This window comes from Paenibacillus sp. 1SOY10, assembly GCF_056836745.1.
Window position 1 is genome coordinate 274,259 of the sequence record NZ_JBXENK010000001.1, and the last position, 12,967, is coordinate 287,225.

Here is a 12,967-nt window from a genome sequence, read left to right on the forward strand (position 1 = left end):
TTTGTTCATAGCCTTAAAGCGACTTTTTGAACTCCTCTTAAAGCAGGGATTCTGCACCGTCTATCACAACACGAGCCCCAGTGATATGAATGGATTCATCGGAGGCGAGAAAGGTAACTAGATCGGCAACCTGCTCCGGCTGCCCCGGACCATGAGCCAGCGGCTGAGAGCCCTCGGGATATTCCACAGGAATAATAATCTCCTCCAGTTCCTTGCTCTTCTCCGTAGACTTGTCAATATTGGTAGCAATAGCTCCCGGACTAATTGCATTAACACGAATTCGGTAACGGGCCAGTTCGAGAGCAATCATCTTGGCGAAAGCGACTTGACCAGCCTTGGTCGCACTGTATGCCGACATGCCAAAGCCTGAGAACTTGTCGTTACCATTAATTGAACTTGTAATAATGATGCTGCCGCCCTGCTTTTTCAAATAAGGAACCGTATATTTCACCGTTAGGAATGTACCCGTCAAGTTAATGTTCAACGTCTTTTCCCATTCTTCAACACTCAATTCATCCACCGGCGCCAGTTTGCCGTTAATACCAGCATTGGCAAATACAATATCGATTCTGCCAAATTCCTTGACCGCCTCAGTAACTGCTTGTTCTACCCGCTGCGAATTGGAGACATCTACATCAAAAGCACGAGCAGCCCCTTCGTACAAGGCATTAATCTCCCCGGCAACCTGCCCTGTTCGCTCGTCCAATAGATCAAACAACGCGACCTTGGCGCCTTCGCTTGCCAATTTCATAGCTGTCGCTTTGCCGATGCCGGAACCTGCCCCCGTAACAATGGCTACCTTGCCTTCAAAGCGACCACGGCGTTCTTCCTGTTTTCCCGTCATACGTCACACTCCATTCTATTCATAGGGTCCATTTCTTTCAGAATACCCATTTTTGAATGTAGTTTAACCATAACGGCTGTTCAATCCACCGGCTGGCACAGCCATAGCTGCAGCATCTCTTGGAATGCCTGACTTGGTGTAGGAGTCGCGATCATCCAATCCTCATCATGTTTTGTGCTGGAACGAATCAGCCAGCTTGTATGTTCACTATTCATAAACTGAATATGCTGGCGCTCCCATCCTCCCTGCTGACGGGTGAAGCACTGGATATCTCCGTAGGCGATACGCATCCAAATACATCGGGCCAGTGCAATACTGCCTTCCGCATCATCCGTAATTCTGGCAAGCCTGTCGGTTAGTGTTATCAGGTCAAGCTTGGGAGCTTCGTTCAACACAGCTTCAAATTGGTTCCTCGACATTAGTAAAGCGGGTAGTTCGCCGGAGGTTCGTGTGCTCCATTTCATTCTATTCGCCAGTCTTGCGCATATCTGTCTTGCTCCACCACGTTTGAGACTGTACTTGTCAGAGTTCTTCCGAGGTAAACGTTCCATGCGCACCACATAATCACCTGCAGAGTAACAGTACTCGTCATAGCTTTGCTGACCGCTATGATAAGTAAGCCGACACCCCTTGACTGCCGGTAGCACCGCATTTAATTCCTTCTTCATTCCCGGCGGAAGTTCCAGTTCTTCGCCTGAAGGCCTGGACACCAGGTAACCTTTTGACCTAAGCAAATCCCCGCCCTCTTCCAAAGTCTTCCCCGATAACTCCTCTTGTCCTAGAAAAGCCGCAAAAGGATGATCCGCTTCCGGCCAAGACTTCAATCCCAGACGCTGAACCAGAAATGCCAATTCCTTGCCTTCCAGGCTCAGAGTCCGCTTGCGAGCAGAATTTGTAATAAACATCTGTCCAACTCCTTCAGAACGACTAGTGACTATTCAGCAATCAAGCTTTATCTATGTACTATTAACCTATTTCCGGGTATAATGTCACAGCACTAATGTGAGAATTATATCATTTTCTAGCTGTCAATACTCGGAAATATATTCCAAACCATTACATATTACCCATAAATATAGTCTTCGAAGCACAAATTTTAATAGAGTTGAAACTTTTTAATTCTATGGATCGTAATAAGTCTAAACAATGATAGGTAGGCTTCTATTCCTGTCATTCATGACACAAACATTTATCTAAACATAAGGTTTTCTTAAGCTTTTTTTAAGATTTCTATTTTATGATCAGTACTATGAAACCACTGTATAGAGGTGATTATTTATGAGAATTCTAATTAACTTTCAAGACAATATGGTTCCCGTTTATTTTGATGTTGACAGCAAGCAACCTGTACAGCGCACTTTGAGATTGCTGACCAGCGCGCTCGAATACAAGTATTACAACGGCAAACAAGCCTTAAAAAGATGCTTGAATTCGCTGATCAGTATCGAAATTGAAGGCTCCGAGGCAATCTTGCATAGCAAGAGCGAATTTGACTCCGTGGCTCTCTCACTCTATTAATTTGCTGGTCCCGAGGTAAACATATAGAAGGCTCCCTTCCCGGCTATGTTCAGGAAGGGAGCCTTCTATTTCCTTTTAAGCTTTAGGACCGTTTACGGTTTGTCCCCGATCCTGCTGCTTGCTCTCGTTACCCGCTCCAACCATAGGTTTGAACTTCATGGTTAAGGCCGTAATTACAAGCAACATGCCGTTTAATACGAACACAACAGGAATGGAAATCCAACCTCCCAGCGTCCCCCCAGCAATGGGACCAACCATGTTGCCAAGCTGACTGGCGGATTGGTTCAAGCTAAATGCCCGACCCCGAAACTCGGAACGAGTCGACTGGACGATGAGTGCGTTAAGCGCTGGAAAAACAGCGGCAAAGAATAAGCCATATACAAATCGCAGCACCCCGAATGCCACCAGGTCATGGATAAAATGCTGCATAATATTGCCCACTCCGCCTCCTATAAGACCGATCATGAGCGTATTGCGATAGCCGATGCGCTGACCAATTTTGCCCCAGAATGGAGCCGCAATGACGGTGGAAATACCAACGGCCGAGAAGATAATCCCCGAGCTGAAGGAAGCATCCGCGACCGTAGAACCAAGATCCAGTACATACAGCGAGAGCAACGGTTCCAGCACCATTACGGAGGCCGTGACAAGTAGTACGATCGATAGGTTGCCCATCAAAGGACGATTAGCCTTGGCTTCCTTGAGATCATCAAGCACATGTGAGCGTTCGCGATTGCGGTCAAAATTCTGTTCCTTCACAAACAACAGAGCGATGAGCGCTGAAAACAGCACCACCCCTCCCGCTACCAGAAATGACTCGCGAAAACCGATGAATTTGGTGAGTGATCCGCCGATCAGGGGTCCGATAATACCTCCAGCCGCACCTGCAGTGGACATAATTCCAAGTGAGTAGCCAACATGCTTCTCCGGTGTATTCGTCGCCACGAGTGCAATTGCCGAGGGAACGTATCCCGCCAGCAATCCTGATAGGATACGCACAGCAATCAACTGGTAAGGGTCCTGTACAAAGGAATTCAGAATATACACCCCGCATAAGGCAAAGCCAGAGCGCAGCAGCATCGGTTTGCGGCCGTACTTGTCCGAAAGCGAACCCCAATACGGAGAGATTAAAGCTCCTGCCAAAAAAGTAATGCCGAAAGCAAAGCCCGACAACAGAGTCAAATGCTCTGTAACCCCAAGATCATGAGCAATAAATAAAGACATGAACGGTATAACCATGGAATACGCGGTGCTGCAAAAAAAGACACCAACCCAAAGCACGTACAGATTTCTTTTCCAGGGGAAATCATCCATTCGATCCACCCCCAGCGTTGTCACTTCGATACCCTGGAATAAACCCGATACCCTAATTCTAGCACGAATTACCGCGGAACGATCTGAAATATTTAGAATTTCCAACTATCCCGAGGTATAATTAAGCTATGACAATATTGAAAGCGAATACATTGAAGAGGAGTATAAAACATGGCATTATTTCAAACTCGTTTTTTCTCAGAATCCCTAGGACTCAGCACATCCATGACGGTCATCCTTCCGCAGCCAGCCAAATCGCAAATCGGCATGGCAACCCCGGAAATTCCCGGTCCTTACCCTACCTTATATTTACTGCATGGCCTGTCGGACGATGACTCGATTTGGTTGCGTCGCACCTCTATTGAACGTTACGTGGCAGAACTTGGGCTGGCTGTCGTGATGCCACAGGTAGATCGCAGCTTCTACACCGATATGGCTTATGGTAACCGTTACTGGACGTTTATTAGCGAGGAGCTCCCGCGATTGTGCCGCTCCTTCTTCCCGCTGTCTCCTAGACGCGAAGATACGTTTGTCGCCGGGCTGTCCATGGGCGGCTATGGTGCCTTCAAGCTAGCTTTGCGTAAGCCAGAGATGTTTGCCGCCGCAGCCAGCTTATCCGGCGCACTAGATATTGTGAGCAGAGCCGAGCACTCCCAAGAGCTGTCTTCCCTATTGATCAGCGTGTTTGGCGAATCCGGGCCCAGAGGTACCGACAACGACCTGATGACGTTACTTGAACCCTTTGCTGAAAAAGCACACCATGGTCTACCCCTCCCCGCCCTTTATCAATGCTGCGGCACAGAAGATTTTCTGTACGAGGATAACCAGACGTTCCGAGCGGCCTGTAACCGCCTGAATATTCCGCTAACTTACGAGGAAGGACCTGGGGCCCACGAATGGAGTTACTGGGATGCACGCATCCAGGATGTATTGAAATGGCTTCCACTTAGGCCTTATTGATACTCCCTGGCTCAAACTGGGGAAGCAATCCCGGAACCTCGTCTAATTCCATGACGGTTCTCCAGGGCTTCCCCACGGTGAGCTCCTCATTCCATTCATGCTTCCTCCTCAGCCAGATCGCTTGCAATCCTACCTGGGCCGCTCCCCAAATGTCGTTACGGGGATGATCCCCAACGAGGACACATTGATCCGTCGCGACGCCAAGGCGTTCCAAAGCCAATCTGTAGATTTGGGGATCAGGCTTACTCAAGCCAACTTCTCCCGAGATTACGATCGTATCAAAATATTCTCTTAAGCCAAGCAGATCAATCTTGCGATGTTGCAAATGGCTGTGCCCATTCGTAATAATCCCCAGTCGCAGCCCCATATTACGGCAGGCTTGCAGAGTATCGATGGCATGTGTCATATAATGCTGGTCATAATAAGACTGGAGCTGCTCCAAGGAAGGCTTTTGACGCCAGGGTAAAAAATCAATTAGTTCAAGGAAAAATTCTTCCTTCACTCTATAGCCATCCGCGTCACGTACGATAATCTCCGCAACAAGCTTGTCCGCATCGGCCTTCTCCATAGGTACCAGACATTCCCGCACCAATTGCCAGGTGAAACTAAGGAACGTATTATCCCGGTCCATCAACGTATTATCAAGATCAAATAAAACAGCTTTCAACTGCAACCTTCTTCCCCACTTTCCCAAGATGTCTCTCTCTATTGTAAATCAGCCTGTCAAATAAAAAAGCGCAAACGCGAAGGTTCTTCGGTTTGCGCCTGGCTTTATATCACTTGCTTGGGACGATGGGTGAGCATTAATTCCTGTTCCGTAACATACAAGGCGAATGGCGGAAGCTCTTTTAGATAATGTTCTCTCATGAGCATCTTGACATCCACTTCATAGTCGGGGGACTGCTCCAGCACAGGTAGCTTGCCTTTCTCTTCGACATAACTGTCCACGGCTTCCTGAACCATATCCAGATAATAAGGAATTTCCCGTTCCTCTTCCGTAAAGATTTCATAGGTTTCTCTCGACAAATAAAAGCTTTGATCTGTTATCCCGCCTAAATATCGTGACAGCCGCTTCATGTCCAGACTACCGTCCGGAAGCAGCAAGGATAACCGGTTTATGCCTTCGGGCATCTCTGTTTCATAACGAAGCACAGCCCGTCTGACTTCATCCAAGGATACTTCAATCGCAACAGGGACCCTCGCACGAGCAGGTTTTTGTCTTTTAAACCATGACAACATGTTCGGCACCTCCTAAATCAGTTACTTCAATTTTAAAGTATACGCTTACAGTATAGTTTACTCAAAAAATCTGAATTTGAACCCTGAAAAGCATAGATGTCATAGGATTGACACAACTTTCACATCTAGGCAATTCAGCTCGACATCTGGCTATTCCAAGGCATTTGCGGTAGGATGTAATTGTTTTGAAAAAGGTTTGAAACCTATGTAAATCAGGAGGTCCCTATGCTGGATGTTATTGTTATTGGTGCCGGTCCCTGCGGATTATCAGCGGCGATTGAATGCCGCAGACGCGGACTGGAAGTGCTCGTACTGGAGAAGCATTGCCTTGTTCACTCCATCTACTCTTACCCTACTTATATGCAATTTTTCAGTACCGCTGAACTGCTCGAGATTGGTGATGTTCCCTTTGCCTCACCTAATGACAAGCCTTTCCGTCATGAAGCTTTGTCTTATTACCGGAGAGTAAGCGAACATTATCAGTTGCCTATATCTGCTTACGAGGAAGCAACCACCATTGACCAGCAACCAGATGGAAGCTTCATCGTTCATTCGCTCAAGCGCAACGGCGAGCAAGCAGAATATGCCGGACGCCATGTTATTCTCTCAACAGGATACTTTGATCATCCCAATATTTTAGGCATTCCGGGAGAAGATACAGATAAGGTTTCGCATTATTTCCAGGAGGCTCACCCTTATACGGGAATGAAGGTCACGATTATCGGAGGCAGCAACTCCGCAGTGGACGCTGCGCTGGAGCTAATTCGCGTAGATGCCAAGGTAACCGTCGTTTATCGCGGGGATGACCTTTCGGCTAATATCAAGCCCTGGGTGCGTCCACTGTTTGAAAGCGCCGTAAGTAAAGGGAAAATTGCTTTGCGCCTCAATGCACGGGTCATCGAGATTCATCCGGGCCACGTCGTAGTGGAGTCTGGTATAGACGGTGAGCTTACTGAGCACGCCAATGATTTTGTTCTGGCATTAACCGGGTTCCGTCCCGATCGCAAGCTGCTCTTCTCGGCGGGTGTCGAGATGGCGGGCGATATGGAGAAGCCCGTATTTAACCCGGACACGATGGAGACCAATGTACCTGGATTGTACGTTGCCGGAGTTATCGCCTCAGGCCGCAATGCCAACGAAGTATTTATTGAGACTGGCCGGGGCCATGGACGTTTGATTGCCGAACATTTAACCACGGCATTCCCATCCAAGAGTTAGTGCCCAAGTTGGCACGGGAGGTAGAAATTCATGAATCAAGTTGATGTTACATCGTTATTGCTGCTACTTCTTGCGGCACTTGGTATATTCAGCAGCAATATGCCTATTACCATCGCCATGATTGTATTGTTGCTACTGAGAGTGCTGCATCTGAACTATGCCTTCCCCTGGCTGGAGAAATACGGTCTCACCCTGGGGATCATCATTCTGACCATCGGCGTCATGACGCCGGTTGCCAGCGGACGCATTTCCCTTCAAACGCTGTGGGGCTCCTTTTTCCATTGGCAGTCACTGGCAGCTATTGCCGTCGGCATGCTGGTGGCTTGGCTGGGTGGACGCGGGGCTACTTTAATGAGTAATCAACCGACCATCGTGGCCGGACTCTTGATTGGAACCGTGCTGGGAGTGGCCTTCTTCCGCGGCGTTCCGGTCGGACCGCTCATTGCTGCGGGAATCCTGTCCCTCATGGTGGGGAAGCTATAGCTGATTTCTGCATAAACGCGGATTTTCGTGGCTTCTGGCTGAATTCAACCTCCAGTTGTGTTATACTCCTTAGTAAATCAATTGTCGCTGTCCCATGGACAGCCCGAGTTGCACGTCGTTTAGGAGGATGGCCATGTCACGCCGATTTGTTATTGAAGCGGTGATGGTAGCGATATATGGAGAATTACTGGTGCCCCAGGTGCCGGTTGAATATATTGTCCCCTACACCACCGTGATGGAGCTTTATGAATTCAAGAATAGTCCAGAGCCGCTGATGAGCGACCCTGTCGACGATATGCATGTGAAGCAGAAGATTTCCGAACTGATCGCCTACCTGGAAGAGCCGCTGAATCGCAAGAAGCTTGAGCGGTCTTTAGCGGTGCCTTGGTCCAAGAGCCCTTCTATCCTGTTTGGTGATCTCATATCCTGGACTGTCATTAATTCCGTAGATACTGAGCAATACGGGGAATTTCTTGATCCCATCGAGACTGAAGTCGTATTGACCGCTCAGCGGGAACACGTACCGATTCTGACTGACCAGCTTGAACTCATTCGGCGGATTATTGAAGCGGAAGTACCGGTACAGGTATTTGATATCGCTGATTTTGAATATGCCATGGAAGACAGTATTATCTAATAAACTAAACGCAAAGAAAAGAACCTGGGTTCCACTAGAAAAAAGTGGGGGCTCAGGTTCTTTTCTTCGTTGCACTTCATCCTGCTCTAGTTATGCTTGAGGAGAATTCGCTGCCTCATATTGGTATTCAATATCGCCCAGACCTTGGTCATACAAAACGTTCAAATGGTAGCCATCCAGATACCACATATCCTGATCTTCCATGTAGAAGGTAATTCCTTCCACCTTAGAAGCGATGCCTGGCGATATCGGCTGATCTACGTCGATCCCCAGTGAGAATCCCGGATGCAGCTTGCCTCCTGCACTATAGCGTGCAAAGAAACGTACTGCTTGCCCTGCTTGAAGACTGAGTTCCTGCTTAAACCATTCGGCAGCTTCATGTGTCACATTGATCATCAGATTCTCCACCTCCTCGTTTACCCTCTATTGTAGACCAAACCGGCAGCGATTGCCAAATGATTATGTGCTCCAGCATTCAAAACTCGCCTAATTCTAAAAAATACCGTTGACACCTTCCGCAGAGCGGTGCTAAAATCGGGAGCATACGAGATTTCATTTCAAGTAATTACCAGAATCTAAAATTCCAAGAAAGGGTGAGCAAAGGTGTTTAATTTTAAGTTGATTGCTAATCGAAATCGTAAGCAAAACACACAACTAAATACCGGAGCAACCCCTGTAGGCTTGAATCGCATTTAGCGCTAGCCCTCCCTTGCGTGTTCATCAGGCTTGGGGAATAACAATTTGCGGCGTTGCTTCTTTAGTAAGTAACGGACGCGATCTATGTGAAGGCTTTAAGGCATATCGTTTTCGAAACGATATGCCTTTTTTGCGACTTTTTGTTCGGTTATGTAAGCTACAGCGGTTTTTTCGGTAACCTAATTGAAGGATTCAAAGGAGGGGACTCCATGTTCTCGGTACTAAAAAATTTAGGCTGGTTTTTCCGGCAAGAGAAAAGGCGCTACGTCATCGGCCTGTTTCTACTCATCGTCGCTGGCGTTGCTGAACTGGCTCCACCACGACTGCTGGGCAGCGCGATTGACGAGATCGTCGCCGGCACGGTAACCTGGGCTTCGTTGACCCGTTATATTCTACTCATTATCATCGTACTGATGTTTATTTACTACATTACGTACATATGGATGCATTCCTTATTTGGAGGGTCTAATCTGGTCGAGCGGCTGCTTCGCACCCGCTTTATGAGCCATTTGCTACGGATGACGCCACCGTTCTTCGAACGAAGCCGGACGGGTGACCTGATGGCCCGGGCGACAAACGATCTGCGTTCCGTAGCCCAGACGGCTGGCTTCGGGATGCTGACGCTGACCGACTCCACCGCTTATCTGTCCGTCATCTTCATTGCGATGAGCACGCTGATCAGTTGGAAGCTGACACTGGCTGCCATCATCCCCCTTCCCTTTATCGCACTGGCGATGAAGATCTACGGGAAGATTATCCACGAGCGTTATACTTTGGCCCAGGATGCCTTTGGAGATATGAACGATCAGGTTCTTGAATCCGTGGCCGGAATCCGCGTCATCCGCGCCTATGTACAAGAACGCCATGATGAACGCCGCTTCGGAGATATTACCGATGATGTCTATCAGAAGAACCTGGCGGTAGCCAAGGTGGATGCCTACTTTGAGCCCACCATTCGGCTTTGCGTGGGTATGAGTTATGCCATTGGATTAACCTACGGTATCTATCTCGTCTTCCATAATGAATTAACCTTGGGTGATCTCGTATCTTTTAATATGTACCTGGGGATGATGATCTGGCCGATGTTCGCCATCGGTGAGCTAATCAATATCATGCAGCGTGGTGGCGCTTCGTTGGACCGGGTGAACGAGACGCTGAACGTCAAGCCAGACGTCGCGGACGATGCTCACCCCGTAGCTGTCTCCATACCGGAGTCCATCACCTTCTCCGACGTGACGTTCCGCTACCCGACATCGACCATCAACAATCTGGAGCATATCGACCTGACAATTCATCGCGGTCAAACACTAGGTATTGTTGGCCGAACAGGAAGCGGAAAGTCTACGCTGCTTAAGCAACTGCTACATGAATATCCTCTTGGCAGCGGTAAGCTATCCATCTCCGGTGTGCCGATTCAGAAGATTTCGCTGGAACGATTGCATAGCTGGGTGGGCTACGTGCCACAAGAGCAAATCTTGTTCTCCAAGACGGTACGCCAGAACATTCAGTTTGGCCTCAAGGATGCTTCGGACGAGGTCATCCTTGAAGCGATACGCACGGCGGCCTTTGATCAGGATCTCGGTACGCTATCGGATGGACTTGATACGCTCGTCGGTGAGAAAGGCGTCGCCCTTTCTGGTGGACAGAAGCAACGTGTATCCTTGGCCCGCGCTTTTATCGCCGATCCAGACATTCTGATCCTCGACGATGCACTGTCCGCAGTTGACGCCCGCACCGAGGCCAGAATCATTCAGAATATTCGAGACCAGCGTTCAGGCAAAACCACGCTGATCTCCACCCACCGGCTGTCTGCCATCGAGCACGCCGACTGGATTATCGTGCTTGAGCAAGGCCGTATTATCGAGCAAGGTATCCATGAGGCGCTGCTGGCACAAGGCGGCTGGTATCGGGAACAATACGAACGTCAGCAGGTGGAATCCCACCTGACGGACGGGGAGGTGTCATAAGCTATGCACGCCCATACGGGAAAAGCATTATTCAAATATGCCTTAACGGCAAAAAACACATTTATTCTGGCCCTCGTCATGCTAGCGATCGGCGTAGCCGCAGAGCTAGCTGGTCCCTTCCTGGCCCGCGCCATGATTGATGACCATATGCTGGCGATTGAACGGCCGTTCTTCGAAACGTCCGCCCAAGATGCCAGCACAGTGAATTATGACGGAAGAACCTTCAAGAGGGGCGACCGTTTTGCAGAGAATGAAGCCAAGGGCAGCGAGGCACGCGTGCTCCAGGTTGGCAAGAGCTTTGTCTTTGTGGGGACTGCTGTACCGGATGTCTCCGGGAACCGAAGCTACCAGGACGGCGTTCTCACCCTGACGAAGCAAGACGGCACAAGTATCGACTATCCAGCGCAAAAGCTGGGGTCCACTGAGCTGTTTTCCTTTTACAAGCCGGAGATCCCCGGAATTATTTCGTTGGTCGTATGGTATTTGGTGTTCCTGGCCATCTCGATCGTGATGGAATTTGGTAAAACCTATTGGCTGCAATCCTCGGCCAACAAAGTTATTCAGAAGCTGCGCATGGACGTCTATGCCCATATTCAGCGTCTGCCGGTGCATTTCTTTGATAACCTGCCAGCGGGTAAGGTCGTCTCTCGTGTCACAAATGATACCGAAGCGGTCAAGGATTTGTTCATCGCCGTGCTCGCCAACTTCTTCTCCGGCATCATCAATATGCTGGGCGTTTATGTCGCTTTGTTTATTTTAGATTTTCGATTAGGCCTGATCTGCTTGTTCGTTGTACCCGTGATTTATTTGTGGGTCGTGCTTTACCGCAAATTCGCCACAAAATACAATACGATCATTCGCTCGCGCCTCAGTGAGATTAATGCCATCATCAACGAATCCATCCAGGGCATGTCGATTATCCGCATCTTCCGCCGCGAAGCGCAAACCAAGGAAGAGTTCGAGAATTTGAATCAGGATTATATGAAGCATCAGAACAAGATGCTCAACCTCAACGCCTTCACCTCGCATAACCTGGTGAACGTAATCCGTAATCTGGCCTTTGCCACGGTACTATGGTATTTTGGCTCCGCTCAGCTTAGTGGTACCGGCATTATCTCGCTTGGTGTGCTTTATGCCTTCGTCGACGTATTGGGACGGTTATTCCAGCCGATTACGGGAATGGTCAATCAGTTGGCAGCGCTCGATTCATCCATGGTATCTGCCGGACGGGTATTCAAGCTTATGGATGAGCCTGGAGAACCTGTGGTAGACGGCTCAATGCCGCGCTATAAGGGAGATGTAGAGTTTAAGGACGTATCCTTCGCCTACAAAAGAGATTATGTACTCAAGAATATCTCCTTCGAGGCCAAGCAGGGACAGACCGTTGCCCTGGTCGGGCATACCGGCTCGGGCAAGAGTTCGATCATTAACCTGCTGTTCCGCTTCTATGATCCACAAGAAGGCTCAATTACCATTGATGGTCAACCTGTCAGGGACTTGCCGAAGCAATGGATTCGTGAACATATGGGCATCGTGCTTCAAGACCCTTACCTGTTCACCGGCACAATCCTATCCAACGTGACCTTGGGTGATGAGCGAATCTCAAGGGAGACTGCCAAGCAAGCATTGATTGATGTTGGCGCTGACCGGATTCTGGCTCACTTGCCAAAGGGTGTTGATGAACCCGTGGTGGAGAAAGGCAGTACCTTATCTGCTGGCGAACGTCAGCTTATCTCTTTCGCCCGGGCACTGGCCTTCGACCCTGCCATCCTTATTCTGGACGAGGCGACCGCCAATATTGATACGGAGACGGAGAGCTTGATTCAGTCGGCACTTGAAGTGTTAAAACGGGGACGGACCACATTTATCATTGCTCACCGTCTCTCCACCATTCGTAACGCCGATCAAATTCTGGTCTTGCATCGTGGGGAAATTGTGGAGCGTGGCAGCCACGAGGAACTGCTCGCCCTAGGTGGACGTTATTATCAAATGTATAAGCTGCAAGCCGGTGCTGTTGATGCACCAGCCATTCAAGCTCCTTCAACGGCTTCGGTCGCTGTTAACCCAAGCTAATTTAACGACCTACAGGTA

General features: G+C 49.0%; 13 protein-coding genes. 7 read left to right on the forward strand and 6 right to left on the reverse strand.

Annotated features, from left to right (window positions below; all coding sequences use genetic code 11):
• Positions 1-37: 37 nt before the first annotated feature.
• Both AC1VOR_RS01245 and AC1VOR_RS01250 read right to left on the reverse strand, forming a co-directional pair.
• Entirely contained in the window at positions 38-844 is an 807-nt protein-coding gene (locus AC1VOR_RS01245; protein ID WP_482615291.1) for an SDR family oxidoreductase, read from the reverse strand.
• Positions 845-924: 80 nt separating this feature from the next.
• Positions 925-1,749, reverse strand: coding sequence for a hypothetical protein (locus AC1VOR_RS01250; protein ID WP_482615292.1), 825 nt, complete (start codon positions 1,747-1,749; stop codon positions 925-927).
• A gap of 373 nt (positions 1,750-2,122) precedes the next feature.
• On the opposite strand from AC1VOR_RS01250, the gene AC1VOR_RS01255 reads away from it, so the two are divergent.
• Positions 2,123-2,362, forward strand: a complete 240-nt coding sequence (locus AC1VOR_RS01255; RefSeq protein WP_482615294.1) for a hypothetical protein — start codon at positions 2,123-2,125, stop codon at positions 2,360-2,362.
• 75 nt (positions 2,363-2,437) lie between these two features.
• Here AC1VOR_RS01255 and AC1VOR_RS01260 read toward each other — a convergent pair whose 3' ends face one another.
• A complete protein-coding gene (locus AC1VOR_RS01260; protein ID WP_482615295.1) occupies positions 2,438-3,676 on the reverse strand; it encodes an MFS transporter in 1,239 nt (412 codons plus the stop codon).
• 171 nt (positions 3,677-3,847) lie between these two features.
• Here AC1VOR_RS01260 and AC1VOR_RS01265 point away from each other — a divergent pair, with 171 nt between their 5' ends.
• Positions 3,848-4,636, forward strand: coding sequence for an alpha/beta hydrolase (locus tag AC1VOR_RS01265; protein ID WP_482615297.1), 789 nt, complete (start codon positions 3,848-3,850; stop codon positions 4,634-4,636).
• Here the strand turns inward: AC1VOR_RS01265 and AC1VOR_RS01270 are convergent.
• Together AC1VOR_RS01270 and AC1VOR_RS01275 are read right to left on the reverse strand one after the other, a co-directional pair.
• Positions 4,623-5,303, reverse strand: a complete 681-nt coding sequence (locus AC1VOR_RS01270) for an HAD family hydrolase (protein ID WP_482615299.1) — start codon at positions 5,301-5,303, stop codon at positions 4,623-4,625. The genes AC1VOR_RS01265 and AC1VOR_RS01270 overlap by 14 nt on opposite strands.
• A gap of 104 nt (positions 5,304-5,407) precedes the next feature.
• Positions 5,408-5,875, reverse strand: a complete 468-nt coding sequence (locus AC1VOR_RS01275) for a DUF3939 domain-containing protein (protein WP_482615301.1) — start codon at positions 5,873-5,875, stop codon at positions 5,408-5,410.
• A gap of 225 nt (positions 5,876-6,100) precedes the next feature.
• On the opposite strand from AC1VOR_RS01275, the gene AC1VOR_RS01280 reads away from it, so the two are divergent.
• The 3 genes from AC1VOR_RS01280 (at position 6,101) to AC1VOR_RS01290 (ending at position 8,213) form a co-directional block, all read left to right on the forward strand.
• The gene (locus AC1VOR_RS01280; protein WP_482615302.1) at positions 6,101-7,093 is read left to right on the forward strand and encodes a YpdA family putative bacillithiol disulfide reductase; all 993 of its coding nucleotides are present in this window, start codon (positions 6,101-6,103) and stop codon (positions 7,091-7,093) included.
• Between the two features lie 30 nt (positions 7,094-7,123).
• Positions 7,124-7,576: a DUF441 domain-containing protein gene (locus AC1VOR_RS01285; protein ID WP_059053335.1), complete on the forward strand. Its 453-nt coding sequence runs from the start codon at positions 7,124-7,126 to the stop codon at positions 7,574-7,576.
• 133 nt (positions 7,577-7,709) lie between these two features.
• Positions 7,710-8,213, forward strand: coding sequence for an ADP-heptose synthase (locus tag AC1VOR_RS01290; RefSeq protein WP_482615304.1), 504 nt, complete (start codon positions 7,710-7,712; stop codon positions 8,211-8,213).
• Positions 8,214-8,303: 90 nt separating this feature from the next.
• Here AC1VOR_RS01290 and AC1VOR_RS01295 read toward each other — a convergent pair whose 3' ends face one another.
• Entirely contained in the window at positions 8,304-8,609 is a 306-nt protein-coding gene (locus AC1VOR_RS01295) for a HesB/YadR/YfhF family protein (RefSeq protein ID WP_482615306.1), read from the reverse strand.
• A gap of 509 nt (positions 8,610-9,118) precedes the next feature.
• On the opposite strand from AC1VOR_RS01295, the gene AC1VOR_RS01300 reads away from it, so the two are divergent.
• Both AC1VOR_RS01300 and AC1VOR_RS01305 read left to right on the forward strand, forming a co-directional pair.
• Positions 9,119-10,876 (forward strand): ABC transporter ATP-binding protein, encoded by a 1,758-nt coding sequence (locus AC1VOR_RS01300; RefSeq protein ID WP_482615308.1) that lies wholly within the window; start codon positions 9,119-9,121, stop codon positions 10,874-10,876.
• 3 nt (positions 10,877-10,879) lie between these two features.
• Positions 10,880-12,949, forward strand: coding sequence for an ABC transporter ATP-binding protein (locus AC1VOR_RS01305; protein WP_482615310.1), 2,070 nt, complete (start codon positions 10,880-10,882; stop codon positions 12,947-12,949).
• The last annotated feature ends 18 nt before the right edge of the window (positions 12,950-12,967 follow it).